Annotated in this window: 24 protein-coding genes and 1 riboswitch; of the genes, 6 read left to right on the top strand and 18 right to left on the bottom strand. The window is 73.7% G+C overall.

Annotation, left to right across the window (positions count from 1 at the left end; genetic code table 11):
• Both ACSNN9_RS13480 and ACSNN9_RS13475 read left to right on the top strand, forming a co-directional pair.
• Window positions 1-2,590: DEAD/DEAH box helicase (locus tag ACSNN9_RS13480; protein WP_436673372.1), on the top strand; the 2,590-nt coding region annotated here is incomplete at its 5' end.
• Entirely contained in the window at window positions 2,587-3,363 is a 777-nt protein-coding gene (locus ACSNN9_RS13475) for a hypothetical protein (protein ID WP_436673371.1), read from the top strand. The genes ACSNN9_RS13480 and ACSNN9_RS13475, both read left to right, overlap by 4 nt.
• A gap of 46 nt (window positions 3,364-3,409) precedes the next feature.
• On the opposite strand, the gene ACSNN9_RS13470 is transcribed toward ACSNN9_RS13475, so the two are convergent.
• A complete protein-coding gene (locus tag ACSNN9_RS13470; protein ID WP_436673370.1) occupies window positions 3,410-3,892 on the bottom strand; it encodes a MarR family winged helix-turn-helix transcriptional regulator in 483 nt (160 codons plus the stop codon).
• Between the two features lie 53 nt (window positions 3,893-3,945).
• On the opposite strand from ACSNN9_RS13470, the gene pip reads away from it, so the two are divergent.
• Window positions 3,946-4,905 carry a prolyl aminopeptidase gene (pip, locus tag ACSNN9_RS13465; protein ID WP_436673369.1) on the top strand — a complete coding sequence of 320 codons (960 nt, stop codon included), beginning with the start codon at window positions 3,946-3,948 and terminating at the stop codon, window positions 4,903-4,905.
• 23 nt (window positions 4,906-4,928) lie between these two features.
• Here pip and ACSNN9_RS13460 read toward each other — a convergent pair whose 3' ends face one another.
• The 3 genes from ACSNN9_RS13460 to ACSNN9_RS13450 all read right to left on the bottom strand — a co-directional run bounded on the left by ACSNN9_RS13460 (window position 4,929) and on the right by ACSNN9_RS13450 (window position 8,739).
• A complete protein-coding gene (locus ACSNN9_RS13460) occupies window positions 4,929-5,585 on the bottom strand; it encodes a dihydrofolate reductase family protein (RefSeq protein WP_436673368.1) in 657 nt (218 codons plus the stop codon).
• A 99-nt stretch (window positions 5,586-5,684) separates the two neighbouring features.
• Complete coding sequence (locus tag ACSNN9_RS13455) at window positions 5,685-7,295, bottom strand: L-lactate permease (protein ID WP_436673367.1); 1,611 nt, start codon at window positions 7,293-7,295, stop codon at window positions 5,685-5,687.
• A gap of 220 nt (window positions 7,296-7,515) precedes the next feature.
• A complete protein-coding gene (locus tag ACSNN9_RS13450; RefSeq protein ID WP_436673366.1) occupies window positions 7,516-8,739 on the bottom strand; it encodes a chorismate-binding protein in 1,224 nt (407 codons plus the stop codon).
• 96 nt (window positions 8,740-8,835) lie between these two features.
• Here ACSNN9_RS13450 and ACSNN9_RS13445 point away from each other — a divergent pair, with 96 nt between their 5' ends.
• On the top strand, window positions 8,836-9,036 hold the full coding sequence (locus ACSNN9_RS13445; RefSeq protein ID WP_089000314.1) for a DUF5999 family protein: 201 nt from the start codon (window positions 8,836-8,838) through the stop codon (window positions 9,034-9,036).
• Between the two features lie 125 nt (window positions 9,037-9,161).
• On the opposite strand, the gene gcvP is transcribed toward ACSNN9_RS13445, so the two are convergent.
• The gene (gene gcvP / locus ACSNN9_RS13440; RefSeq protein WP_436673365.1) at window positions 9,162-12,008 is read right to left on the bottom strand and encodes an aminomethyl-transferring glycine dehydrogenase; all 2,847 of its coding nucleotides are present in this window, start codon (window positions 12,006-12,008) and stop codon (window positions 9,162-9,164) included.
• A 75-nt stretch (window positions 12,009-12,083) separates the two neighbouring features.
• Window positions 12,084-12,182: riboswitch (glycine riboswitch) on the bottom strand.
• Window positions 12,183-12,233: 51 nt separating this feature from the next.
• Entirely contained in the window at window positions 12,234-13,109 is an 876-nt protein-coding gene (locus ACSNN9_RS13435) for an NAD-dependent protein deacetylase (RefSeq protein WP_436673364.1), read from the bottom strand.
• A 474-nt stretch (window positions 13,110-13,583) separates the two neighbouring features.
• On the opposite strand from ACSNN9_RS13435, the gene ACSNN9_RS13430 reads away from it, so the two are divergent.
• Together ACSNN9_RS13430 and ACSNN9_RS13425 are read left to right on the top strand one after the other, a co-directional pair.
• Window positions 13,584-14,318 (top strand): alpha/beta hydrolase, encoded by a 735-nt coding sequence (locus ACSNN9_RS13430; protein WP_436673363.1) that lies wholly within the window; start codon window positions 13,584-13,586, stop codon window positions 14,316-14,318.
• 325 nt (window positions 14,319-14,643) lie between these two features.
• Window positions 14,644-15,303 carry an NAD(P)H-binding protein gene (locus tag ACSNN9_RS13425; RefSeq protein WP_436673362.1) on the top strand — a complete coding sequence of 220 codons (660 nt, stop codon included), beginning with the start codon at window positions 14,644-14,646 and terminating at the stop codon, window positions 15,301-15,303.
• A 34-nt stretch (window positions 15,304-15,337) separates the two neighbouring features.
• Here the strand turns inward: ACSNN9_RS13425 and ACSNN9_RS13420 are convergent, their stop codons facing one another.
• The 12 genes from ACSNN9_RS13420 to ACSNN9_RS13365 all read right to left on the bottom strand — a co-directional run bounded on the left by ACSNN9_RS13420 (window position 15,338) and on the right by ACSNN9_RS13365 (window position 25,041).
• A complete protein-coding gene (locus ACSNN9_RS13420; protein ID WP_436673361.1) occupies window positions 15,338-15,961 on the bottom strand; it encodes a hypothetical protein in 624 nt (207 codons plus the stop codon).
• The gene (locus ACSNN9_RS13415; RefSeq protein ID WP_436673360.1) at window positions 15,958-17,229 is read right to left on the bottom strand and encodes a globin domain-containing protein; all 1,272 of its coding nucleotides are present in this window, start codon (window positions 17,227-17,229) and stop codon (window positions 15,958-15,960) included. The genes ACSNN9_RS13420 and ACSNN9_RS13415 overlap by 4 nt, the downstream gene beginning before the upstream one ends.
• A gap of 3 nt (window positions 17,230-17,232) precedes the next feature.
• Window positions 17,233-18,474, bottom strand: coding sequence for a nitric oxide synthase oxygenase (locus ACSNN9_RS13410; protein ID WP_436673359.1), 1,242 nt, complete (start codon window positions 18,472-18,474; stop codon window positions 17,233-17,235).
• 313 nt (window positions 18,475-18,787) lie between these two features.
• A complete protein-coding gene (locus tag ACSNN9_RS13405; protein WP_357873946.1) occupies window positions 18,788-19,372 on the bottom strand; it encodes a MerR family transcriptional regulator in 585 nt (194 codons plus the stop codon).
• A gap of 191 nt (window positions 19,373-19,563) precedes the next feature.
• Window positions 19,564-20,028 (bottom strand): bifunctional nuclease family protein, encoded by a 465-nt coding sequence (locus ACSNN9_RS13400; protein ID WP_101409915.1) that lies wholly within the window; start codon window positions 20,026-20,028, stop codon window positions 19,564-19,566.
• Between the two features lie 176 nt (window positions 20,029-20,204).
• On the bottom strand, window positions 20,205-20,906 hold the full coding sequence (gene ftsR / locus ACSNN9_RS13395; protein WP_357874051.1) for a transcriptional regulator FtsR: 702 nt from the start codon (window positions 20,904-20,906) through the stop codon (window positions 20,205-20,207).
• A 50-nt stretch (window positions 20,907-20,956) separates the two neighbouring features.
• A complete protein-coding gene (gene odhI / locus ACSNN9_RS13390) occupies window positions 20,957-21,409 on the bottom strand; it encodes an oxoglutarate dehydrogenase inhibitor Odhl (protein ID WP_089000305.1) in 453 nt (150 codons plus the stop codon).
• Window positions 21,410-21,622: 213 nt separating this feature from the next.
• Complete coding sequence (gene gcvH, locus ACSNN9_RS13385; protein WP_358085100.1) at window positions 21,623-22,003, bottom strand: glycine cleavage system protein GcvH; 381 nt, start codon at window positions 22,001-22,003, stop codon at window positions 21,623-21,625.
• A gap of 54 nt (window positions 22,004-22,057) precedes the next feature.
• Complete coding sequence (locus tag ACSNN9_RS13380) at window positions 22,058-23,119, bottom strand: DUF881 domain-containing protein (RefSeq protein WP_436673358.1); 1,062 nt, start codon at window positions 23,117-23,119, stop codon at window positions 22,058-22,060.
• A 10-nt stretch (window positions 23,120-23,129) separates the two neighbouring features.
• Entirely contained in the window at window positions 23,130-23,462 is a 333-nt protein-coding gene (locus ACSNN9_RS13375; RefSeq protein WP_089000302.1) for a small basic family protein, read from the bottom strand.
• The gene (locus tag ACSNN9_RS13370) at window positions 23,459-24,403 is read right to left on the bottom strand and encodes a DUF881 domain-containing protein (protein WP_436673357.1); all 945 of its coding nucleotides are present in this window, start codon (window positions 24,401-24,403) and stop codon (window positions 23,459-23,461) included. The genes ACSNN9_RS13375 and ACSNN9_RS13370 overlap by 4 nt, the downstream gene beginning before the upstream one ends.
• Entirely contained in the window at window positions 24,400-25,041 is a 642-nt protein-coding gene (locus ACSNN9_RS13365; protein ID WP_436673356.1) for a CDP-alcohol phosphatidyltransferase family protein, read from the bottom strand. Before ACSNN9_RS13365 ends, ACSNN9_RS13370 begins: the two co-directional genes overlap by 4 nt.
• Window positions 25,042-25,072 lie beyond the last annotated feature (31 nt).

Below are 25,072 nucleotides of genomic sequence, written 5' to 3'. Positions count from 1 at the left end.
CCCGACACCGGTGCCCGCGCGGCGGATGGGCGTGGCCGCCGGCGTACCGCTGCTGCTGGCCGGGCCGGCCACGGACCCGGCGGCGGCGTTCTGGGCCGCGGCGGCCCGGGAGGCCCTGCACCTGGCCGCCCGCGGCCTGCTGCTGCCCGCCGTGACCGCCGCCGGACACGACACCTGGCGGGTCGGAGCACTCACCGCCGACGACGAGGCCCGGCAGGCGCGCCTCGCCGCCGCGATGCCCGCCACCGCCCGCGCCACGCCGGTGCCCGGGCGCACCCCGACGTGGCTGCCCGACCCGGCGCGGCTGCTGCGCGACTTCCTCGACGCCGTCGCCGACACCCTGCCCCGCGACGACGCGGCGACCGGCGCGTGGGCGGCGCCGGCGCCCACGCCGGTCGGGCGGCTGCGCGACTGGGCCGCCCGGGTCGCCGTCGACGCCGACGCGGCGGTACGACTGTCGCTGCGCCTGGAGCACCACGCCGAGCGCGACGAACCGTGGCGGCTGGTGGCGCAGGTGCACCGCCGCGCCACGCCGGGGCTGCTCGCCGACGCCGCCGCGCTGTGGCGCGACGCGGTCCCCGGGTTCCCGCCCGGCTCCCGCGACGCCACGCTGCTGGCCCTGCGCCACGCCGCGCGGGTGTGGCCGCCCCTGGCGCGGCTGCTGGAGACCGCGGTGCCCGACACGTTCACGCCGAGCGACGCGCAGGTCGTCGACCTGGCCACCGGCGCGGCGGCCCGGCTCGCCGCCGACGGCGTCGACGTGCACTGGCCGGCCGGCCTCGACCGGGACCTCACCGCCTCGGCGGTGCTGCGCGCCCCGGCCCGCCGCGCCGGCGGGCCCGGGCCGCTCGGCGAGCCGGGCGAGCTGACGCTGCACTGGCGACTGCACCTGCACGACACCCCGCTCACCGCCGCCGAGCTGGCCCAGCTCGCCGACGCGCACCGGCCCGTGGTGCGGCTGCGCGAGCGGTGGGTCCTGGTGCCCCCGCAGCTGGCCCGCCGCGCCCGCGAACCACACGCCGGGTCGCTGGCCGCGATGCCCGCCCTGCGCGCCGCGCTGACCGGCGCGACGCACGTCGACGGCGAACGCGTCGACGTGAGCGCCGAGGGCTGGCTGGCCGAGGCCGCCCGGCGGCTCACCGACGGCGACGCCGCACCCCCGGTGCCCGTACCGGCCGGGCTCGCCGCGACCCTGCGCGACTACCAGCGCCACGGGCTGCGCTGGCTGGCCGGGCTGACCGCGCTCGGCCTCGGCGGCTGCCTCGCCGACGACATGGGGCTGGGCAAGACCGTCACGCTGATCGCCCTGCACCTGCACCGCCAGGGCGACCCCGCCACCGCCGGCGCCACCCTCGTGCTGTGCCCGGCGTCGCTGCTGGGCAACTGGGAACGCGAGATCCGCCGCTTCGCCCCCGGCACCGCCGTCCGCCGCTTCCACGGCCCCGAGCGCACCCTCGACGGGCTCGACGGCGGCTTCGTGCTCACCACCTGGGCCACCCTGCGCCGCGACGCCGCCCGGCTGGCCACCCGACGGTGGCCGCTGCTCGTCGCCGACGAGGCCCAGCACGTCAAGAACCCGCACGCGGAGACCGCGACGGCGCTGCGCGCGATCCCCGCCGCCGCCCGGGTCGCCCTGACCGGCACCCCCGTGGAGAACGACCTCACCGACCTGTGGGCCATCCTCGACTGGACCACCCCCGGACTGCTCGGCACCCTGAGCGAGTTCCGGGCCCGCTGGGTCAGGCCGGTGCAGACCGACCGCGACCCCGACGCCGGCCGGGACCTGTCCCGGCTGGTCGGGCCGTTCCTGCTGCGCCGACGCAAGAGCGACCCCGGCATCGCCCCCGAGCTGCCCGCCAAGACCGAGACCGACCAGCCGGTCGCGCTCACCGCCGAACAGGCAGCCCTCTACCAGGCCTGCGTCGCCGAACTGCTCGACGCGATCGCCGACGCCGACGGCCTCGCCCGGCACGGGCTGGTGGTCAGGCTGCTCACCGCGCTCAAGCAGATCTGCAACCACCCCGCCCAGTACCTGCGGGAGACCGCGCCGCGACTGGCCGGCCGCTCCGGCAAGCTGGACCTGCTCGACGAGCTGCTCGAGGCGATCCTGCCCGCCGGCGGCGCGGTGCTGGTCTTCACCCAGTACGTGGCGATGGCCCGCCTGCTGCACCGGCATCTGGCCGACCGGGGCGTCGGGGCGCTGCTGCTGCACGGCGGGCTGCCCGTCGCCGCCCGCGACGACCTGGTCCGCCGCTTCGACGCCGGGGATGCCCCGGTGTTCCTGCTGTCCCTGCGCGCCGCCGGCACCGGCCTGAACCTCACCCGCGCCGACCACGTCGTGCACTACGACAGATGGTGGAACCCGGCCGTGGAGGACCAGGCCACCGACCGGGCGTACCGGATCGGGCAGACCCGGCCCGTGCAGGTGCACCGGCTCATCGCCGAGGGCACCGTCGAGGACCGCGTCGCCGCGCTGCTCGCCGGCAAGCGGGAACTCGCCGAGGCGGTCCTCGACGCCGGGCCGGCGGCACTGGCCGCGCTCAGCGACACCGAGCTGGCCGACCTGGTGACCCTCGGCGGCCACCGATGACCCCGCGCGGCTTTCCCGCCTTCGCGCCCGGCCGGGCGCGGCGGCCCCGTACCTGGTGGGGCACGGCGTGGAACCGGGCGTGGGAGGCGGGTGCCCTGGACGCCCGGCCGCTGCGCGCCGGGCGCCGGCTCGCCGCCGCCGGGCACGTCGGTCCGATCACCGTCAGCCCCGGCCGGCTCGCCGCCGCCGTGCACGACGGCGACACCGAGCAGGCGTACGCCACCCGGGTACGCGTCGCGCCGCTGCCCGCCGACGACTGGGACCGGCTGGCCGCCGAGGTGGCCGCCCGCGCCGGGCACCAGGCGGCGCTGCTGGCCGGGCACCTGCCCCGGGACCTGCCCGAGGTGACGGGGGTGCCGCTGCTGCCGGAGCTGGGCGAGGTCGTCCCGGAGTGCGACTGCCCGCAGTGGGAGCACCCGTGCCGGCACGCCGCCGCGCTGTGCCACCAGGTGTCCTGGCTGCTGGACGCCGACCCGGCCCTGCTGCTGCTAATCCGGGGCCGCGACGCCCGCGCGCTCGTGCCCGCCGCGTCCCACGGCGACGGGCCCGCGCCGGCGGGCGCCCCCACCGCGCGGGCCGCCGACGCGGGGACGGCCGCCGCCGACGCGTACGCCCGGGCGGTGCCGTCGCTGCCACCCGCACCGCCGCCGGTGGTGGGTGCGCCCGTCCTGCCGCTGCTGCCGCCCGGCCCGGGCGTGGACGTCGACGCGCTGCGCGCGGCCGTGGCGGTGGCGGCCGGCCGCGCGGCGGCGCTGCTGCGGGGTGAACGGTGATGCCGCCACTCGGGAATCCGTGTTCTCTCCCGACGGCGGCCGTCGGTCAGGCCGGCGGCGGCAGGCCCGCGTCGGCGATGCGCTGGCGCATCGATCGCCGGCCGACCGCGGCGAGCACCTCGTGCAGCAGGTCGGCCAACGGCACGGGCAGCTCCGCGTCCAGTTCGCGTATCGCGGCGCTCGTCGCCGCCCACTCGGCCTCGATCACCGGCAGCAGCTCGCGGGCCCGGTCGCTCAGGTGCACGACGCGCTGGCGGGCGTCCGCGCCGGGGACCAGGTCGACCAGGCCGGCGCGGGCCATCTGGGCCACGGTCTGGCTGGCCGCCGAGTGGGTGACGCCGACGCGGCGGGCCAGGTCGCGGATGGGCAGCGGCCCGTCGGCGACCAGGACCCGCAGCGGTGGCGAGAACCGGGGCCGGTAGTCGGCCAGGCCCCGCTCGGCGTAGACCGTGGCCACGTCGTTGTCGAGTACGTCGAGGACGTGCCGCAGCAGCGTCCCCAGGGCCTCGCGTTCCGGTGCGTCGCTCACCCCGCTAATGTAACAGCGCTGTTGCATTGGAGGGTGAGCGGGAGGAATGGGTGATGGCCGAGCGATATCCCCTGGTAGAGCCGTACGCGCACGGGATGCTCGACGTGGGTGACGGCCAGCTCGTGTACTGGGAGACCTGCGGCGACCCGGGTGGCAAGCCCGCCGTCGTGCTGCACGGCGGGCCCGGCTCCGGCTGCACGCCCGGCTGGCGGACCTTCTTCGACCCGGCCCGCTACCGGGTGACCCTGTTCGACCAGCGGGGCTGCGGTCGCAGCACCCCGCACGCCGCCGACCCGGCCGTGGACCTGTCCACCAACACCACCGACCACCTGATCGCCGACATCGAGCTGCTGCGCGCACACCTCGGCGTGCAGCGCTGGCTGGTGCTCGGCGCCTCCTGGGGCGCATCCCTCGCCCTGGCGTACGCGCAGCGGCACCCGCGGCAGGTCAGCGAGCTGGTGCTGTTCAGCGTCACCGCCGGCACCCGCCGGGAGATCGAGTGGCTCACCCGGGACATGGGGCGGATCTTCCCGGCCGAGTGGGCCCGCTTCCGCGACGGCGTGCCGCCGGCCGAGCGCGACGGCGACCTGGCCGACGCGTACGCCCGGCTGCTGGCCGACCCGGACCCGGCGGTGCGCGAGCGGGCGGCGCGGCAGTGGTGCGACTGGGAGGACACCCACGTCGCCACCGCCCCCGGCCACCGGCCCGACCCCCGCTACGACGACCCGGTGTTCCGGATGCTGCAGGCCCGGCTCGTCACCCACTACTGGCGCAACGGGTGCTTCCTGCCGGAGGGACAGCTGCTGCGCGAGGCGGAGCGGCTGGCCGGCATCCCCGGCGTGCTGCTGCACGGCAGGCTCGACATCAGCAGCCCGCCGGAGGTGGCGTGGCAGCTGGCGCAGGCGTGGCCCGACGCCCGGCTGGAGCTGCTGGACGCCGCCGGGCACGGCTCGGGCAACGGCATGGCCGAGCGGGTCGTGGCGGCGCTGGACGACTTCGCCGACCGCCGCTGACCGGTCGGGGCCGGCTCGCCCCGCTACGCCACGGTCTCCCTGCCGTCGCGCACCACGAACTCGCCGGCGGCGGTGGCGCCGAACCCGGTCCGGCGCAGGGTCAACGCGACGGCCCCCGCGCCGCCGCCGGCCAGCGTCGAGTCGGTGATCCGGTAGGACGCCGGGGTCGCGCCGTCGGCGAACAGGCGCTTGCCCTCGCCGACGACGACGGGGAACTGGAGCAACCGGTAGGTGTCGACGAGCCCCGCGTCGTGCAGGGCGCGCGCGAGCTGCCAGCTGCCGTGCACCTGAAGCTCGCCGCCCGGCTGCTCCCGGAGCCGCCGCACCTGCGCGACGACGTCGCCGCCGCGCAGCACGGTGGTCCTCCCCCAGGCCGCGTCGGCGTCGGAGAGGGTGTTGCTGACGACGTACTTCGGCCCCGTGTTGAGGGCGGTGGCCACCAGGTTGTCGGGGTCGGTGACCTGCGGCCAGTAGCCGCGCATCATCTCGAAGGTGCGCCGGCCCAGCAGGAAGGCGTCGGCCTGCCGGAACCATTCGTCGACGGCGTCGAGCTGGCCGTCGCCGCTGTGCGGCACGAGCCAGCCTCCGCGCGTGAAGCCGTTGCTGGTGTCCTCCTCGGGCCCGCCGGGGCCCTGCATGACGCCGTCGAGGCTGACGAAGGTGTGGACGCTGATCTCCATGCGATGTCTCCCGGGCAGGGCCTGCTACCGACGGATTCTACTGTCAAGACAAAAAAAGTTGTCGGCAGGGTGTGGGTCACGCGGGGCGCGGCTGCACGGCTACGGCACCATCCAGGACAGCAGGGGCGTGGCCTGCAACCCGACCAGCAGACACATCAGGGCGAGCAGCAGCACGCTCGGGCCGAACATCCGCCGGAACAGCTCGCCCTCCCGACCGGTGAGCCCGACCGCGGCGGCGGCGATCGTGAGGTTCTGCAAGCTGACCATCTTGCCGAGCGTCCCGCCGGAGGCGTTGGCCGCGGCGAGCAGGACCGGATCCAGCCCCGCCCGCTGCGCCGCGGCCACCTGCACAGCGCCGAACAGCGAGTTGGACGACGTGTCCGAGCCGGTCAGGGCGACGCCGAGCCAACCGAGGACCGGCGCCAGGACGGCGAAGAACCCACCCGCGCCGGCCATCCAGACGCCCAGCGTCGCGACCTGCCCGGCGGCGTTCATGGTGAACGACAGCGCCAGCAGCCCGACCACCGTCAGCACGGCCCAGCGCAGCTCGAACAGGGTGCGTCCGTAGAGTCCGACGGCCTCGCGCGGCGGCACCCGCAGCAGCGCCACCGTGAGCAGGCCGGCCACCAGCAGCAACGAGCCGGGAGCCGCGAGCCAGGCGAAACGGAAGGTCGTCAGGGGCGACGGGGCACCGGACGCGGTGACGACGTGCAGCCCAGGCCACGAGACCGCGAGCGTGCCCGCGTCGAGCAGCCGCTTGACGGTCGGCACCTGGGAGACCGCGAAGACCGCCACGATCGTCACGTACGGCGCGTACGCCCGCCACTGCGACCCCGCCGGCGCAGGCGCGTCGCGCTCCGGCAGCCCCCCGCCGGCCGCCACGGCCACCGGGCGCCGCGCCACCACGGGCCGACGGGTGACGAGCAGCAGGACGCCCATCCCCGCGAAGGCGGCGGTGATGTCGGCGAGCGCGGCCGTCAACCAGTTCGCCGTGACGAACTGGGCCACCGCGAACGCGCCCCCGCACGCCAGCGCCGGGCGCCACAGCTCGCGTACGCCCCGACGGCCGTCGGCGACGGCCAGCAGGACCAGCGGGACGACGACCGCGACCACCGGGACCTGCCGGCCGGCCATCATGCCCAACTCCGTCGCCGGCAGCCCGGTCACGCCGGCCAGCGTGGTGATCGGCAGGCCGAGCGGCCCGAAGGCCGCAGGCACCGTGTTGCCGACCAGCGCCACGGCGGCCGCCCGGACCGGGCCGAGGCCGAGGGCCAGCAGCATCACCGTGGTCACGGCGACCGGCGTGCCCTGCCCGGCCAGCGCCTCGAGCAGCGACCCGAAGCAGAACGCGATCACCAGCGCCTGGACGCGGCGGTCGTCGCTGATCCGGGCGAAGCCCTGCCGCAGCGTGTCGAAGTGCCCCGTGTGCACGGTCAGGCGGTGGATCCAGATCGCGGTGCCGAACGTCCAGACGAGCGGGAACAGCGCGAAGGTGGCGCCCTGGCCGGCCGCCAGCAGCGTCTGCGGCAGCGGCATCCGCCACAGCCACCAGGCCAGCGCCACCGCCACGCACAGCGCCCCGAACGCCGCCACCCAGGCCCGCGTACGCACCACCGCGAGCAGCACGAACAGGGTGAGCAGGGGAAACGCGGCGCAGGCGGCGCTCAGCGCGAGCGACCCGCCGACTGGCTGCAGGGGTTGCTGGTACATCGGGACCGCCTCGGCTGCGGACGCCCTGACCCGGATGGGTTGGGTACGGCCCATCCCACCGGACGCGGCCACCGCGGCGCCTCTCCCAACGTGCGCAGACCGGCGCGTGGCGGACCGGAGCCGGCCGGTGCACGTCCCGGGGCCGCCGCCCGCCGCGCCCGGCGCCGGTCAGCGGGCCGCGAGCGCGGCGCCGGTCAGCGGGCCGCGAGCGCGGCGCCGGTCAGCGGGCCGCGAGCGCGGCGCGCACCGGGGCGGCCTTCGCGGCGGCCTCGGCGACCTCGGCGTCGGGGTCGCTGCCCCAGGTGATGCCCCCGCCCGCCCACACGTGCACCCGGTCGGCGTCCACGGCGGCGGTGCGGATGGTCAGGCCCAGGTCGATGCGCCCCGGGGCGACCCAGCCGAGCGCGCCCATGCTGGCGCCCCGACCGACCGGCTCCAGCGCGGCCACGCGCTCCAGCGCGGCGAGCTTCGGAGCGCCGGTGACCGAGCCGCCGGGGCAGACCGCGCGCAGCAGGTCCGCCAGGCCGAGCCCGTCGGCGACCGCCGCGGACACCGTCGACTCCGCCTGCCACAGGTCGCACCACCGGCGTACGGCGAACAGCTCGTCGACCCGCACGCTGCCGGTACGCGCGACGCGGGCCAGGTCGTTGCGCTCCAGGTCGACGATCATCACGTGTTCGGCGCGTTCCTTGGCCGAGGCGAGCAGCTCGGCGCGGCCGGCGGCGGTGGCCGGCCGGGTGCCCTTGATCGGCCTGGTGATCAGCCGCCCGTCGGCCAGCTCCACCAGGGTCTCCGGGCTGGCGCAGCCGATCGCCCAGCCCGGCCCGACGAGGGTGCCGCCGTAGCGGGCGCCGGGCAGCGCGGCCAGCCGGCCCAGGGCCGGCAGGGGGTCGCCGGTGTAGCGGGCGGCGGCGTGACCGACGAGGTTGACCTGGTAGACGTCGCCACGGCCGATCGCCGCGCGGACCGCCGTCACGGCGTCGGCGTGCTGGCGGGGCGTCCAGCTCTCCGCCCAGTCGCCCCGCCACCAGGGCGCGCCGGGCGGCGCGGTGGGTCGCGGCGCGGCCGGGCCGTGGCCGTAGACGACCACGGCGACCTCCGGCAGCGCGGGGGCGGGGTTCGCGGCGCCGGCCGGCGCGCCCACCAGGGTCGCTCCGGCGGCGGCGGAGACGTAGAGGGCGGCCCCGCACACCCCGGTCGCGTCGTGGCGGGCGGCGGGGCGGGCCAGGTCGTGCAGCGGCAGGCCGTGTGCGGCGAGGAACTCCTCGGCGCGCGCGGCCGGGTCCCCGCCGTCGGCCGGGCGCCACTGCCAGCGGGAACGCTCGACGAGCGTGCCGCGGCAGCCGGGCGGCGCCGCCGGCACCCGGACCCCTAGCCCTGGAAGCGTTTCCACGACGTCCGGCCCATCGCCCCTCATCCGTTCAGTGGATTTCGCAAAATCCACGCGCATACCTGCTCGATGCCGGCCGCTTTCGCTTGGTACTGTGCGTCACTGGTCATGTGAACCATGACACAGTGCCCCCACAGTCCGGAGATCCCGATGTGCCAGCACCAACCCACCTGCCCCTCCGCCGAAGCGACCGACCGGGAAGCCGCCCGGGTCCTCGCCTGCTTCCCTGAGCAGGGCTGGAGCCTGCTCTGCAACGGTGTCATCGTCTTCGAGGACACCGGCGAGCTGCTCCCCGACGGCAGCAGCATCGCCCCGCACCGCGGCCCCGCCCGACACGCCCTCGTCGCCTGACCTGTCACGCTCCGTCACGCACCTCAGCCGCGTCGACCCAGGCTAGTCCCCCGGTCGGGACACCCCCCGCCCAGGTCGGCGCACCCGCCGGGGCGGCACCACGACCGCCCCGGCGTCACGCGACGTCAGCCCTCGAACGCCTCCGGCCCCGGGCAGGAACACACCAGGTTCCGGTCGCCGTACGCGCCGTCGATGCGCCGCACCGGCGGCCAGTACTTCCCGGGCCGGTCCACCCCGCCCGGGTACGCGCCCACCGACCGCGGGTACGGGTGCGGCCACTCGTCCGCGGACACCATCGCCGCGGTGTGCGGGGCGTTGGCGAGCGGGTTGTCGCCGGCCGGCCACTCCCCCGCCCCCACCCTGTCGATCTCCGCCCGGATGGCGATCATGGCGTCGCAGAACCGGTCCAGCTCGGCCAGGCCCTCGCTCTCGGTGGGCTCCACCATCAGCGTCCCCGCCACCGGGAACGACATCGTCGGCGCGTGGAACCCGTAGTCGATCAGCCGCTTCGCCACGTCGTCCACGCTCACCCCGGTCGCCTTCGTCAGCGGCCGCAGGTCCAGGATGCACTCGTGCGCCACCAGGCCCTTGTTGCCCGCGTACAACACCGGGAAGTGCCCACGAAGCCGCGCGGCCACGTAGTTCGCCGCCAGCACCGCCACCCCGGTCGCCCGGACCAGCCCCGCCGCGCCCATCATCCGCAGGTACGCCCACGGGATCGGCAGGATCCCCGCCGACCCGTAGCGGGCCGCCGAGATCGCCGGCCGGCCGTCGACGTGCGTGCCCAGCGGGTCGCCCGGCAGGAACGGCGCCAGGTGCGCCCGCACCGCCACCGGACCCACCCCCGGACCGCCGCCACCGTGCGGGATGCAGAACGTCTTGTGCAGGTTCAGGTGCGACACGTCCGCCCCGAACTTCCCCGGCTTGGCGAACCCGACCAGCGCGTTGAGGTTCGCCCCGTCGACATACACCTGACCGCCGGCGTCGTGGATTTTCGCGCACAGCGACGCGATGCCCGTCTCGTACACCCCGTGCGTCGACGGATACGTCACCATGATCGCCGCGAGGGCGTCCCGGTGCTTGTCGATCTTCGCGTCGAGGTCCACCAGGTCGATGTTGCCCCCGTCGTCGCAGCCCACCACGACGACCCGCATGCCGGCCATCACCGCGCTGGCCGCGTTGGTGCCGTGCGCCGACGACGGGATCAGGCACACGTCCCGGTGCCCCTCGCCCCGGTCGCGGTGGTAGGCCCGGATCGCCAGCAGGCCCGCCAACTCACCCTGCGAACCGGCGTTGGGCTGCACGCTGACCGCGTCGTAGCCGGTCACCTCCGCCAGCCACCCCTCCAGCTGCGAGATCATCTCCCGGTAGCCGGAGGTCTGCGCGTCCGGCGCCAACGGGTGGACGTGGGCGAACTCCGGCCAGCTCACCGGCTCCATCTCGGTGGTGGCGTTGAGCTTCATCGTGCACGACCCCAGCGGGATCATCCCCCGGTCCAGGGCGTAGTCGAAGTCCGACAGCCGCCGCAGGTAGCGCAGCATCGCCGTCTCCGAGTGGTGACTGCGGAACACCGCGTGGGTGAGGAAGTCCGACGTGCGGGCCAGCGCCGCCGGCAACGCGCCCTCGACCGGCGCGTCCGCCACGGCCACCGGCCGCCCGGCGACGGTGGCCCCGAACGCGTCGCACACCGTCCGCAGGTGCGCGACGGTCGTCGTCTCGTCGCACGACACCCCCACGTGGTCGGCGTCGACCAGCCGCAGGTTCACGCCCCGGGCGGCGGCGTCGGCGACGACCGCCTCGGCGCCGCCGGGCACCCGCGCCAGGACGGTGTCGAAGAACGCCTCGTGGACCACCTCGACGCCGTCCACACCGCGCAGCGCCACCGCCAACCGCACCGCCATGTCGTGGGTACGGCGGGCGATGCCCCGCAGCCCGTCCGGCCCGTGGTAGACGGCGTACATGCCGGCCATCACGGCGAGCAGCACCTGCGCGGTGCAGATGTTGCTGGTCGCCTTCTCCCGCCGAATGTGCTGCTCACGCGTCTGCAACGCCAGCCGGTACGCCGGGTTGCCGTCCGCGTCACGCGACACCCCGACCAGCCGCCCGGGAAGCATCCGCTCCAGCCCCGCCCGCACCGCCAGGTAGCCGGCGTGCGGGCCCCCGAAGCCCATCGGCACGCCGAAGCGCTGGGTGGTGCCGGCAGCGATGTCGGCGCCGATCTCCCCCGGTGCCCGCAGCAGCGTCAGGGCCAGCAGGTCCGCCGCCACGGTGACCAACGCCCCCACGGCGTGCGCCGCCTCGACCAGACCCGCCTGGTCACGCACCGCCCCGGACGCCCCCGGGTACTGCAGGTGCAGGCCGAAGAACTCCGCCGGCAACTCGTCGCGCTCGGTGTCGACGATCCGCACGTCGATGCCGAGCGGCTCGGCCCGGCTGGTGATCACCGCGATGGTCTGCGGCAGAGTGTCGGCGTCGACCACGTACACCGGGCTCTTGCTCTTCGACGCGCGCCGGGCGAGGGTCATCGCCTCGGCCGCGGCGGTGCCCTCGTCGAGCATCGACGCGTTCGCGGTGGCCAGCCCGGTCAGGTCGGTGACCATGGTCTGGAAGTTCAGCAGCGCCTCCAGCCGCCCCTGGCTGATCTCCGGCTGGTACGGCGTGTACGCCGTGTACCAGGCCGGGTCCTCCAGCACGTTGCGGCGGATCACCGCCGGGGTGTGCGTGCCGTGGTAACCCAGACCGATCATCGACACCACGACGGTGTTACGGGCCGCCAGGGCCCGCAGCTCGGCGAGGGCGTCGTGCTCGCTGGCCGGCTCCGGCAGGTCCAGGGTGCCGTGCCAGCGGATCACCTCGGGGATCGCCGCGTCCATCAGCTCCTCGATCGAGCCGTAGCCGACGGCCTCCAGCATCCGGCGCTCGTCGTCCGGATCCGGGCCGATGTGGCGGGCGGCGAACTGCTCTGCGGTCATGGGCGGCACTCCCGGGGGGGCGAGGTCGACAGGTCGGCCTCCCCCTCTGTCGCGCCCGCGAGGCGCTCCACAGTGCCTGCCCACGAGGTCCTTTTGCCTGAGAGGTTCCGGGGAGGATTTGCCCCTTCGGCGCCGCCCGGGATGCTGCTGGGCGGTCTCTCCCACGTGGGTGCTGCCGGCATGGTCAACGCTACCAGCGCCGCCCCGCCCACCGGAGGTCGGCCGCTACCGGCCCACGCCCGTCAGCCCGGCCGCCACCGCACCCGGGTCGGCGCCGCCGGCCGCCCGGTCGGCCAGCGCCGGCAGCAGCCGGCCCAGCGGCGCGTCGACGGTCAACGTCGCGTACCCGTCGCCCCGGGTCGGCCCCTGGTTGACGATCACCACCGGGATGCCGAGCTTCGCCGCGCGCAGCACGAACCGGCGACCCGACATCACCGTCAACGACGACCCCAGCACCAGCAGCAGCCGCGCCCGGCCCACCAGGTCGAAACAGCGCGCCACCCGGGGCGCCGGCACCGTCTCACCGAAGAACACCACGTCCGGCTTCAGCATGCCGCCGCGGCAGAACGTGCAGTCGACCGTACGGAACGCCGCCACCTCGTCGTCGGCGAGATCCACGTCACCATCGGGGTTGACCGCCGCGACCCGCGCGTCGAACCCCGGGTTCGCCTCCCGCAGCCGCCGGTCCAACTCCTCCCGGGACGTCTGGTTGCCGCAGTCCAGGCACACCACCTCGTCGAGGCGGCCGTGCAACTCCACCACCCCCGCACTGCCCGCGGCCGTGTGCAGCCCGTCCACGTTCTGCGTGATGATCCCGTCGACCAGCCCACCGCGTTGCAGCCGCGCCACCGCCCGGTGCCCCTCGTTCGGGGCCGCCCGCGCGATCACCCGCCACCCCAGGTGGCTACGCGCCCAGTAGCGCCGCCTCGCCTGCGCGTCGCGCGTGAACACCTGGTACGTCATCGGGGTGTGCCGCCGCGCCGCGCCACTGGGTCCCCGGTAGTCCGGGATGCCCGACTCGGTGGACAGGCCCGCCCCGCTCAACACCACGACACCCCCGCCGGCCACCAGGCCAGCCAGCGCGTCGACCGTCTCCGTCACCCGTCCATGCTGCCTCAGGCAGCCGCCCTGCGGCGAACACCCGGGCAGCTGCGGCCCCCGCCGACCGGCCGCGCCGCACCGCGACGACGGCTAGTGCCGGGACCACGAATGTTCACGGTGTCGGTCGACACGCCGTCGGCCTGACGGGCGTACGGCGTAATCGGAAGGTCAGCCGCCACCGCCGGTCGGGGCAGGGCGGGACTCAGGAGGGGAGCACGGCGGCCAGGTCGTTGGACGAGATCGGTGAGCTTCCACCTGACCGCATGCGGCCTGTCGGTGTATCCGGCCCACGGAGCCTGCGCGGAAAAACGTTTGGCGTAGCACGGTGGCCGCTGCTAGGTTCTCGGGGCCGTGCGAGAGACCGAGGAGGTGGTACCCGTGAACGTTTCGACATGGGTGCTCTCCTCTGGGGTCACGGTCGGGCGATAGGTCGTCCGGGAGCGCCGTTCGCGAGCACTCCCGAAAGGCACGACCATGCGATTCACTACTGAGCAGCGCCTCGATGACGGGGTCCTCGAGCGCGAATTCACCCTCGGCGAGATCCCCGGCATCCTGTGGACGCCCAAATCCGCATCCGCACCGGTCCCGCTGATCCTGCTCGGTCACCCCCCGCTCGGACTGCGCAAAATGTACCCCCGCCTGGTGGCTCGGGCCCGGCACTGCGCGGCGCAGGGCTTCGCCGCGGCCACCATCGAGCTTCCCGGCAGCGGTGACCGGCCTCGATGGGCCGCCGCCGAGCAGGCCCGCGCCGACCTGCGCCGGGCGCTGGAGGCCGGCGAGCCGGTCAGCGACAAGATCATCGACGCCCTCATCCTCCCGCTCGTCGACAGGGCGGTCCCGGAATGGCAGGCCGCCCTGGATGCCCTCCTGTCGCTGCCGGAAATCGGCGGCCCGGTCGGGTACTCAGGGGGAGTGATCTCCGTCGGCATCCGACTGGCGGTGGTCGAGCCGCGCATCGTGGCCGCCGGGCTGTTCGCCGGGAGCTTCGTGCCTCGCACCATGTTCGAGGAGGCCCGGCAGGTCACCATTCCGCTGCACGTCCTACTGCAGTGGGACGACGAAGGCAACGACCGGCAAGCGGCCCTGGACCTGTTCGACGCCTTCGGCTCCAAGGAGAAGACGCTGCACGCCAACATGGGCGGACACACCGGCGTCCCGCAGTTCGCAGGAGAGGACGCAGCCGGGTTCTTCGCCCGGCATCTGCGCTAGTGCCGTGACCTCGAACGTCTGAGGTGTCGGGGCCGGGCTGCCCGGGTGGCAGGTTGGCCCCAGCGTCGCTGGCGTTCGCTGCGGATACGGGCGCGTTCGCGGCGTTGGGCCGCGAGGACGTCGGGGTGGCGGGCGCTGGCGTTGCGCCAGCGCAGGTCCTTGTGCCGTGCCGCCCACGCACGGATCTTGGTGCCTTTGTGGCGGACAGGTCGTCCAGGACTGCCACCGTCACAGCCTGACCGCCGCAACGCCGTACGCCCGTCAATCCGACGGCGGGTCAACCAACACCGTGAACGTTTCGTGGTCACGGCACTAGGTTGGCAGTATGCGCGTCGTCATCGCCGGAGGACACGGCAAGATCGCCCAGCTGACCCACCGCGAACTCGCCGGACGCGGCGACACCGCCGTCGGCCTGATCCGCAACCCCGACCACGCCGCCGCGCTGCGCGCCGCCGGCGCCCACCCCGTCGTGGCCGACCTCGAACACGTCGGCGTCGACGAACTCGCCGCGCACCTCCACGACGCCGACGCCGTGCTCTTCGCCGCCGGCGCCGGCCCGGGCAGCGGCGCCGCCCGCAAGGACACCGTCGACCGGGCCGCCGCCGTCCTGCTCGCCGACGCCGCGCAACGCGCCAACGTCCGCCGCTACCTGCTGCTGTCGTCGGTGGGCGTGGAGGACGAACCACCCGCCGGCACCGACGAGGTGTTCGCCGCGTACCTGCGGGCCAAGAAGGCCGCCGAGGACGACCTCACCGGCCGCGACCTCGACTGGACGATCCTGCGCCCCGGCCGGCTCACCGACGACCCACCCACCGGGCGGATCACCCTCGCCCGGCACGCACCCCCCGGCGCCGTGACCCGCACCGACGTCGCCCGGGTGCTGGTCGCCCTGCTCTACCATCCGCACAGCGCCGGCGCGATCCTGGAAGTCGTCGGCGGCGACACCCCCATCGCCGACGCCGTCGACGCCGTCGACCGGCGCTGAGCCGACGCCGCTACTCGCCGACGACCGCCCGCCGCTACTCGCCGACCACGGCCCGCAGCTGCGCGCTGACCGCCCCGGCCGCCGCCGCGTCGGCCCGCAACTGCTCCGCCTGCTCCGACAGGTACGCCTGCCACCGGCTCAGCTGCTGCTGCGCCGTCGACACCGCCGCCACCAACGCCGCCTGCCGGCTCTCCATCTCCCGCACCTGCCGCGGCAACTCCTCGCCCCCCGCCGGCCCGGCCACAGCCCCGGCCAACACGTGCGCCTCCGCGATGATCTCCTCGGCCTGCCGCCGCGCGTCGGCGATGATCTCCGCGCCCTCCGCGCTGGCTTCACTGATCGTCCGGTTCGCCTCGTCCTGCGCCCGCACCGCCAGCTCGATCACCATCGGATCCGGCCCCTGCGGAGCGGTGCTGGGCAACGCGCCGTGCCGCAACATCTCCACCTGCCGCGCCAGAGCCTCGTTCTCCCGCCGCAGCCGGTCCACCTCACCGCCCAGCAACGCCACCCGCTCGTCCGCCGACCGGACCAGGCCGGCGACCTGGTCGGCCGACAGCCACCGGCTGCCCCGGAACCGGCGCGCCTCCAACGCGGCCACAGCCCGGGTCAGCTCACCATGCGGATCGGCGACCACCCGATCGCCGTGGTCAATGCTCATCGCGCACCCGTCCAACTCAAGTCACGGGGTGCGGCGGCAGCCGCACCTGTCCAAGTCAAATCGGACGGCGCGGCGGCAGCCGCGCTCGCCAGAGGCGGATAGAGGGAGTGATCGTAGCTCTCGGTCAGGATCCGCTCCGGCGGCACACCCGACGCGGCGAGGGCGCTGATCGTCTCCCGGGTCATCTCCGGGCTGCCACACACGAGCACCTCGGTGTCCCGCCACGGACCCAACCGCGCCGCGGTGTGACCGGCCGTACCGACCGCACCCTGCCACTGCCAGCCGCTCTCCACCGTCGGCACGTACCGCAGCCACCCACCGACCTCACCGGAGCGCCACGACCCCGCCGGAGGCATCCCCGCCAACTCCCGCAACGCCCGGTCGTCATACAGGTCGTCGGGCGTCTTGCCGCCCACCACCAGAGTCGTCGGACGCCCCGGTCCCTGCTGCAACGCCTCCACCACCGCCCGCAACGGCGCCAGCCCCGTGCCCCCGGCCACCAGCAGCAACGGCAGATGCGGCGACCGGTCGTACGACGCCAACGCCTCACCCACCGGCAACCCCAACAGCAACTGGTCGCCCTCGCGCACCCTGCGCACCAGGTGGGTGGAGAACCGTCCCGTCGCACGCACGTGGAACTCGATCGTCCCGTCCGGACGCGGCGCGTTCGCCGGCGACAGATAGCGCCACGTCCGCAACTGCGGCACCTGCACCGGCAACGACTGCCCCGGCAGGTACTCGCACAGGTAGTTCGGGCGGACCGTGAACACACACACGTCGGACCGCCGCCGCTGCACCCTGAGCACCTCCGCCTCCCAGTACGGCGGCGACGTCCGCACCGCCTCCGCCGCCCCGGTCAGCATCAACCGCGCCACCAACTCGTACGCCGCGGCCCACTCCGCGCGCAACGCCGGCGTCCACCGCGGGCCGAGGAACCGCTCCAACGTCAACAGCAACGCCTGTCCGACCTGGCTGTAGTGCCACTCCGCCATCGGCACCGGCCGACCCTGCCGGTCCTCCCCCCGGAACCGGCGGTGGTCAGCCCCCAACCGCTGCGCAAACGACGTCACCACCCGCTCGTCGTCGATGTGGGTGATCACATGCCCCAACGCCGCGAGCAGCTTGTCCTGCTGATACTCCATGTTGGTCGGGAACATCGTGCGGACCTCGGGCGCGATCACGAACAACGTCGCGTAGAAGTGCTTCGCCGCCTCCGGACCAGCCACGCAGAACTGGGCCCAACTCTGGCGTAACGCCGCGACATCCATGCCTCAGCCCTCCTGCCGGCGAGCGACGTCATGACGCTGCCGCAGGGTCGGCTGCGCCACGCCCGACGTCCCGTACGCACGGTCCGCCTGCCACAGGTTCGGGTTCGGGATCCCCTCGTCGTAGTAGCGGTGGTGCACGGCGTGCAACGCCGCCCACCCCACACTGCCGTTGAGCCACGACCAGTCACCATGCACCGGCCGACCCGCCCGCTCCTCGAACTCACAGAACCTCATGAACTGCTCCGACTCGGTGTGTGGATCCGACACCCGCACACCGGCCAACCGGAACGAGTGCAACACCGCCTGGTTGATCACCAACACGGCGTGCTCGCGCCACAGATTGTCCTCGCGCGAGGTGTCCAACCCCAGCCCCCGCGCCACCGGCAGCAACTGGTCGTAGCGGTCCCGGTCACCCATGTTGCGGGTACCGATCTCGTCACTCAGATAGTGACCGTTGAAAGGAGCACAGCTGTAATCCACCCCACCGATCCGCAAGCGCATGTTGCTGATGACCGGCAGAGCATGCCAGCGCAGCCGCAGATCCTCGAACCACGGATGGTCCGGATGCACCAGGGCGACCTCCCGAACGAGATCCCGGGACACCTCCACCACCGTCGGGTCCTCGTACGCCGTCTCGATCACCCACGGCAACAGGTCGAACCGGCCCGGTACCGCCGGCGGACGCCACCCCAGACGCCGCGCCGCATCGGTCATCGCCACCTGCGCCGGATCACCCCGCACCGACCCGTCCTCCAGCCGATGCCCGCAGTACCGGATCAACTGGTCGTTCCAGATCCGCGCCCGCGGACCCACCCCCGGCCGGTCGGGCGCGAACACCGTCATCACCGACTGGATCCGCCCGCCGTTGTCCGCCACCGCCAGGTGCTGCGCCAACTCCTGCGAGATGCCCGCCACCGTCGTCACCCCGCGCCGGTCGCGGACCTTCAGCCCCGCCCACCGGACCCGCCCCACGCAACGCACCGACTGCCGCCAGGCGACCTTCGCCCCGTACGCCAACTCCTCCGTGGTGTGCCGGTACGTGCCGGTCAGCGCGATCTCCTCCCGGACCTCAGCGATCCGCCCGATCAGGCCCGGCAGCCGCCGCTCCGCGTGGTAGAGCTGTAGGAACTCGACGGCCTCCGCCGCGACGTCCTCCACCAGAGGTTCCTGCGGCCGGGAGGCATGAGCCACCGGGCAGCCCGAGGCGTTGCCGTCCACGGCACGCTCACCGGCAGCCAAGACCATTGCGTCGACGTGATAGTCAGTCTGCACTCTTGTCTAAATCCGATCGTCGGGCAGGCGTCGCCGCCGCCTTCTGCGTCGTCCCGTACAGGTTCGCCGCACCAACCCGGCACATCACCGAGGGTGATATGCGCGCAGAAGATCGCGAACGCCGCACACAGGATTCCCGCAGACGCAATGACTGTCAACAAGGCGACTCGTGCCCAAGGCGTCCACTGTCGGCATTTGCCTCCGAGCAGGCCACATTGGACATCACCGCAGCGGCCCCCGGCTCCCCGGAACACCCACGACACGCGCCCCGGCCAGCCGCCGGAGATCAACCAGCCCGACGCCGCGCCCGACGCGCCGCCAACTCGTCACCCACCGGATCCGCCGCCACCGGCGGCTCCGCCGGCGTCGCCGGCTCCGACGGCAGGTGCGACAGGGAACCCTGGATCTCCTTGAACGCCCCACCGATCGCAATGCCGAACACACCCTGGCCACCCTGCAACAGGTCGACCACCTCCTCCGGCGACCGGCACTCATACACGGTCGTGCCATCGGAGATCAACGTGATGCCCGCCAGATCCGCCACCCCACGCGAGCGCAGCGCCTCGATCGCCTTCCGGATGTTCTGCAACGACACCCCGGCGTCCAGCAGCCGCTTCACCACCTTCAGGACCACCAGGTCCCGGAACGAATACAACCGCTGCGTGCCCGAACCCGAAGCGTCACGCACACTCGGCACCACCAACCCGGTACGGGCCCAGTAATCCAACTGGCGGTAGCTGATCCCCACCGCGTGGCAGGCCGTCACGCCTCGGTACCCTACGGCACCGTCACCCTCGGTCGCCCAACCCGGCGGCGCCACACCCGGCTCGTCCAGCTCCGTACCCGGATCGGGATCTCGCGGCTCGTGCATCCGGACAACCTCCCCGCCAGTGCGGTGACACGTCGTTTCCGGGACGTGCACCCCTCGACAACGGCAACCCTATAGCCGCCTTCAGGAATTGCCCCGCAGGAACCGTCGCGACACGCCGCGCCACGACAAACGAAGATCACCCACAGCACCGGAACATCACCGAACGTGACGACCCCGGGCGAAGACCGAAATCAGCCGGCGAAGTCCTCCGGACGCACCTGGTCCAGGAACTCGCGGAACTTCTCCACCTCGTCCTCCTGCTCGTCCGGGATCACGATCCCCGCCTCGCTGAGGACCTCCTCGGCACAACGAATCGGCGCACCGACCCGCAACGCCAACGCGATGGAATCACTCGGCCGGGCCGACACCCGCACCCCGTCCCCCAGCAACAGATCCGCGTAGAAGACGTTCTCCTTCAACTCGGTGATCTCCACCGCCCGCAACGGCGCCTTCAACGCCGCCAACACGTCCCGCAGAAGATCATGGGTCAGCGGCCGGGCCGGCTTGACCCCCTGCTGCTCATAGGCGATCGCCGTCGCCTCGACCGCACCGATCCAGATCGGCAGATAGCGGTCCCCCTCGACCTCCCTGAGCAGGACGATCGGCTGGTTGCTGGGCAGCTCCACCCGAACTCCGACCACGCTCAGCTCGCGCACCGCCGCCTCCGTGTCGTTGTCACCTACGCCGCACCGCGCCCTTCCCTGCACGGTACACGGACCGCGACACGGCCGTCCCATGCGCTACCCGCACACGCCCGCGCCAGAAAGGGGTTACCCCGGCAAGCCTACGACACGCTTCCCGGGGAAGATCTTTCCGCACGGCCCCCGCCGGATCACCGACCCAACGTCGACCGCAACCCCACCCGCACCAACGCCGCATGCAACTGCTGCGACAGCGCCACCAACTCCCGCGCCGTCTCCGCCGCCCGCGCCCGCGCCGCCGGATCACTCTGCCGCGCCAACGGCGCCACCAACTGCGCGAACAGACCGACCTCCCGATCCGCCGCCGTCCGGAAGGCCCGCAGGTGCCGCGGCTCCAACCCGTACGCCGCCAGACCCGCCACCGCCCGCGCGATGATCAACGCGTCGCCGTCGTACCAACCCGGCGGATCCGACACCACCACACCGAGCCGCTCCAACTCGCCCAGCGTCGACTCGTCGATCCCGCTGCGCGCCACCAGATCCGTCCGGCCGAGCCGCACCTGCGGCGACCCGGCCGGCTCCTCCGGCGCCCGCCCCGGAACCTCACCGTCCGGACCCACCGCCACCAACGTCGGCCGCTGCCGACCCGGCGACTCCCCGGACGCGTCCCACTGCGCCAACTGGTCCCGGATCACCCGCAAAGGCAGGTACTGGTCCCGCTGCGCGGTCAGCACGAACCGCAACCGCGCTACATCGTCCCAGCTGTACTTCCGGTAACCCGCCGCCGTCCGCTGCGGCTCCACCAGACCCTCGGCCTCGAGGAACCGCAACTTCGAAATGGTCACGTCCGGGAAATCGACCCGCAGCTGACCCAGCACCTCGCCGATACTCATCAACGGACGGGCGCGGGCCGCCTCGGGCGGCGTGGAGGCCGCAGGCTCGTTCACCCCCGGCCGGCCCCCTCCTCGGGACGCGGACCGGCGATGAACACCACCCGGAACTTGCCGATCTGCACCTCGTCACCATTGCTCAACGTGGCCGCCTCGACCCGCTCCCGGTTCACGTACGTGCCGTTCAGGCTCCCCACGTCCCGCACCGTGAACGTCCCACCGTCACGGTGGAACTCGGCGTGCCGCCGCGACACCGTCACGTCGTCGAGGAAGATGTCACTGTCCGGGTGCCGACCGCTCGTCGTCACGTCGTGATCCAACAGGAACCGGGCACCCGCGTTCGGACCCCGGCGAACCACCAGCAGCGCCATACCCGGCGGCAACGAACCGGACATCCGGCTCGGCACCACATCGGTGTCCGGCCCCTCCAGCACTTCGTCGAGCGAACCGAGATTGAGCGTCGAAGTGACGTCGAGTGGGGGGAACTCGTCGTCTGGGCGCGTCATGGGACCACCTCACGGATCTGTTCGGTCGGCGTCGGGTAATGGCGGGTCTGGCCGCCGGGCACTCCAACACCCGGCGGCTGGCTCCCCGTGCCCGGAAAGGCAATTCCGCAACGCTGAACTATTGGTTCTCGGTCGACTGGGCGAGCCTAGCCAGCGCCGAAATGCAGGGCAACCGGACGCGCGGAACACCCGCCGCGCCCGGAGGGGACGCACTCAGCTCTCGGTGAGCTCACGATACGCGTCCGCGGACAGCAGGCCGTCGACCGCCGCCGGATCGTCCGGGGTGATCTCCAGCAACCAACCCGCACCGTACGGATCGGTGTTGATCACCTCCGGGGTGTCGCCGAGCGCCTCGTTGCGCGCCGCCACCGTACCGCTCAGCGGCGCGTAGATCTCCGACACACTCTTGGTCGACTCGATCTCACCCAACGACTCACCGGCCGCCACCACCGCACCGGAATCGGGCAGCTGGACGTACACGATGTCACCCAGGGCGTCCTGCGCGAAGTGCGTGATGCCGACCCGGACAGTGCCGCCGCCGTCACCCGCCACCCACTCGTGCTCGGCGGTATACCGCAGATCCTCAGGAATCACCAGACGCGTCCTTCATCCATCGGCGCACCGGAGACCCGGTGCGAGCCGCGCCGGTCAGGAGACCGGACGGGCGTGTTCCAGCTTGATCGGCGCGTGCAGCGCCGAAACCTCGGCAGCCTCACGATCCTCGACGATCAACTTACCGCCGTCACCCGTCACCGACGCCACCACCCCGCCGGGAATGTTCAAGGCCGTACGCATCGTCGCCGGATCACCGATCACCGTGATCGTGAACGGACCCGTCAACCGACGCCCGTCCACCACCAACGACCCGCCCTCCCCGTCCAGGAAGAACGTCGAGGCGACGATCCGCACCGTCGCCCGGTCACCACCGGAGATCTGCATCGCCTCCGCGCCCGCGCCCCGCAGCTCCTGCACCGCGTCCAGCACCCGCGACGCCGAGATCGGCTTCTCGCCCGCCTCGAAGCGCACCGAAAGCCCCGGCCCCGTCGCCGGCAACGTCCCCGCCAGGATGCCCAGCTCGTCGGCCCGCCGCGTCGCCTCCTCCAACGCCGCCTGCCGCCCCTGCTGACCCGAACGCAACTGCCGCTGGCTCTCCTCCAGCGTCGCGATGTCCTGCCGCAGCCGGACCTCCCGCGAGTTCAGGTCGTAGAGGATCCGCACCAGGTCCTCCTGCCGCGTCGCCGCCACCGTCGGATCCGTCGACGTCGTCTTGAGCTGCACCACCAGCGTGAACCCCAGCAACGCCAGCAGCGCCGCGATCATCACGCCGGCCGAACTCACCCGCCGCCGCGGCGGCGTCCCGCCGCCCCCGGACACCGGCTGCGCGACGGCACCGCCGGACACCGGCTGCGCGACGGCACCGCCGGACACCGGCTGCGCGACGGAACCCTCGGGCGCCGCGGGCGTGACGTCACCCGAACCGGCGGCGCGGCTCAGGTCCACCGTCTCGCCGTCGTCGGGCTCCCGCACGGCAGGCTCCCGCACCGGCGGCTCCACCGGCGGCGCGGACCGCTCCGGCGCCAACGGGCTCAACTCGTCCGGATCCGGCGCGTCCGGCCGGGGATCGGGCTCCCCCGCCGGACCAGCCGGCCGCCTCGGACCCGCGGGCTGCGGCCAACCCGTGCCCGTCTCCGTGTGCTCGTCGCTGCTCATCGCCACCAACCTACGCCCGGAACAGGTGCCGACGGATCGCCGCCACGTTTCCGAAGATCCGCACGCCGAGCACGACCACCACGCCGGTGGAGAGCTGACCGCCCACCCCCAACTGGTCGCCCAGATACACGATCAGACCCGCCACCAGCACGTTCGAAATGAACGACACCACGAACTGCTTGTCGTCGAAGATCCGGTCGAGCTTCGCCCGCACCCCGCCGAACACCGCGTCCAGCGCGGCCACCACCGCGATCGGCAGGTACGGCTGCAACGCCGTGGGCACCGTGGGGTCGAGCCACACCCCGAGGACCACACCGGCGAGCAACGCCAGCACCGCGATCATCGACCACCTCCGGAGGGGCTGGGAGACGTCCTCGAACCGGCCGGCCCAGGACTGACGGATCCGTCGGCCCCCGACGGCGACGGCGTCGGGCTCACCGAGGGCTTCGCGTAGCGTAGCCGCGGGTCCGGAGCGGCCGGCAGGGTGAGGTCCTCGGCCTCCCGCACCCCGAACGACAACCCGGTGTCCTCGGCCACCTTCCGCATCGTCAACGCGCTGCGACTGTCCTCGTACCGGTCCCGCATCGACCCCGGCCCGATCGCCGACACCTCGTACGGCCCGGTCACCGGCCGGAAGTCCACCAGGATCGCCTGACCCGCCGAGCGGATCGTCGACATCGCCGTCAACCGCTGACCGTTGATCGAGATCGCCTCCGCCCCCGCCGCCCACAGGTCGTTGGCCACACCCTGCAGATCGCTGTAGATCACCCGGGACGGACCCACGTCCGCGCCGGTCACCGCGTCCGGATTCTGCGGCGCGTCCGCCAGGCGCACCACCACGCCGTCACCGCGCACCCGCCCCAGACCGGTGCCCGCCTCCAGGTTGTGCAGCCGCGCCGCCTCCGAGCCACCCAGCGCCGCCGCCCGCTGCCGCGCCACCTCCGCCCGCAGCTCGTCGGCCCGCACCGACAACCGGTCGGTCTCGCTCTCCCGCTGCTTGATCTGCTCGACCAGCCCCGAGCGGGCCTGGCTGCGCCCCGGCTCGGCCTCCAGCGTCTGCCGGTACGCCACCGCGAACAGGAAACCCAGCAGCAGCACCACCACGAGGCTGACGGAGCGCGCCGACCAGCGCCGCCACCCCGGGGCCGGCGCCTGCCGCTCCCGACGCCGGGCCGCCGCGTCGGCGTACCCGGGATCCAGCGGGTTGCGGAACAGCTCGGTGAGGAAGTCCGGGGCGTACACCCGGTCGGCGCGTCCCCGCCCGTCGCCCGGCGTACCCGTCATGCCGGCGCTCCCCCGGCCCGTACCGCCCTGACCAGCCGGTTTGCCTGCACGACGTAGAGCGCGCCGGCCACCCAGTAGAGCACCAGGCCCCACCAGGCCAGGCCCCAGCCGATCGCCCCCGCCACGGTCGCGGCACCCGGCACCGCCGCGGCGAGCAGCAGGACGGGGAAGGCGGCCAGCAGCAGGAAGGTCGCGGTCTTGCCGACATAGTGCACCGGCGGCGGGCCGTACCCGTGCCGGCGCAGCACCGCCAGCGAACCGAGCAGGAGCAGTTCCCGGGCCAGCAGCGCCGCGGTGAACTGCCAGGGCACCACGTCCCGCGCGGTGAAGGCGAGGAGGGTGGCGAGGATGTAGAGCCGGTCGGCGAGCGGGTCGAGCAGCTCCCCCAGCCGGCTGACCTGGCGCATGCGACGGGCCACCCAGCCGTCCACCCAGTCCGTGGTGCCGCCGACGGCCAGCACCACGAGCGCGGCCACGTCGGCGTGCGCGACGAGCAGCAGGTAGAGGAAGAGCGGCACGCCGAGCAACCGGACGAAGCTGATGACGTTCGGCAGCGTGAGGACCCGGTCGCCCACGGCCGACCCGCCCGTGCCGGCGGTGGCCTCCGGGTGCTCTTCCCGAGCCGGCGGACCCGACACCGAACCTCCTCCGCGACGCGCTCCGCCGCCC

Source organism: Micromonospora sp. URMC 107 (assembly GCF_051386315.1).
Taxonomy (GTDB): Bacteria; Actinomycetota; Actinomycetes; order Mycobacteriales; family Micromonosporaceae; genus Micromonospora.
This window is presented reverse-complemented; position numbering and strand designations above follow the sequence as displayed.

Excerpts from the sequence above, each read along its gene's own strand:
- ACSNN9_RS13475 (WP_436673371.1), top strand. The coding sequence starts at position 2,587 with ATGACCCCGCGCGGCTTTCCCGCCTTCGCGCCCGGCCGGGCGCGGCGG.
- pip (WP_436673369.1), top strand. The coding sequence starts at position 3,946 with ATGGCCGAGCGATATCCCCTGGTAGAGCCGTACGCGCACGGGATGCTC.
- ACSNN9_RS13460 (WP_436673368.1), bottom strand. The coding sequence starts at position 5,585 with ATGGAGATCAGCGTCCACACCTTCGTCAGCCTCGACGGCGTCATGCAG.
- ACSNN9_RS13455 (WP_436673367.1), bottom strand. The coding sequence starts at position 7,295 with ATGTACCAGCAACCCCTGCAGCCAGTCGGCGGGTCGCTCGCGCTGAGC.
- ACSNN9_RS13445 (WP_089000314.1), top strand. The coding sequence starts at position 8,836 with ATGTGCCAGCACCAACCCACCTGCCCCTCCGCCGAAGCGACCGACCGG.
- gcvP (WP_436673365.1), bottom strand. The coding sequence starts at position 12,008 with ATGACCGCAGAGCAGTTCGCCGCCCGCCACATCGGCCCGGATCCGGAC.
- ACSNN9_RS13430 (WP_436673363.1), top strand. The coding sequence starts at position 13,584 with ATGCGATTCACTACTGAGCAGCGCCTCGATGACGGGGTCCTCGAGCGC.
- ACSNN9_RS13425 (WP_436673362.1), top strand. The coding sequence starts at position 14,644 with ATGCGCGTCGTCATCGCCGGAGGACACGGCAAGATCGCCCAGCTGACC.
- ACSNN9_RS13420 (WP_436673361.1), bottom strand. The coding sequence starts at position 15,961 with ATGAGCATTGACCACGGCGATCGGGTGGTCGCCGATCCGCATGGTGAG.
- ACSNN9_RS13415 (WP_436673360.1), bottom strand. The coding sequence starts at position 17,229 with ATGGATGTCGCGGCGTTACGCCAGAGTTGGGCCCAGTTCTGCGTGGCT.
- ACSNN9_RS13410 (WP_436673359.1), bottom strand. The coding sequence starts at position 18,474 with ATGGTCTTGGCTGCCGGTGAGCGTGCCGTGGACGGCAACGCCTCGGGC.
- ACSNN9_RS13405 (WP_357873946.1), bottom strand. The coding sequence starts at position 19,372 with ATGCACGAGCCGCGAGATCCCGATCCGGGTACGGAGCTGGACGAGCCG.
- ftsR (WP_357874051.1), bottom strand. The coding sequence starts at position 20,906 with ATGAGTATCGGCGAGGTGCTGGGTCAGCTGCGGGTCGATTTCCCGGAC.
- odhI (WP_089000305.1), bottom strand. The coding sequence starts at position 21,409 with ATGACGCGCCCAGACGACGAGTTCCCCCCACTCGACGTCACTTCGACG.
- ACSNN9_RS13380 (WP_436673358.1), bottom strand. The coding sequence starts at position 23,119 with ATGAGCAGCGACGAGCACACGGAGACGGGCACGGGTTGGCCGCAGCCC.
- ACSNN9_RS13375 (WP_089000302.1), bottom strand. The coding sequence starts at position 23,462 with ATGATCGCGGTGCTGGCGTTGCTCGCCGGTGTGGTCCTCGGGGTGTGG.
- ACSNN9_RS13370 (WP_436673357.1), bottom strand. The coding sequence starts at position 24,403 with ATGACGGGTACGCCGGGCGACGGGCGGGGACGCGCCGACCGGGTGTAC.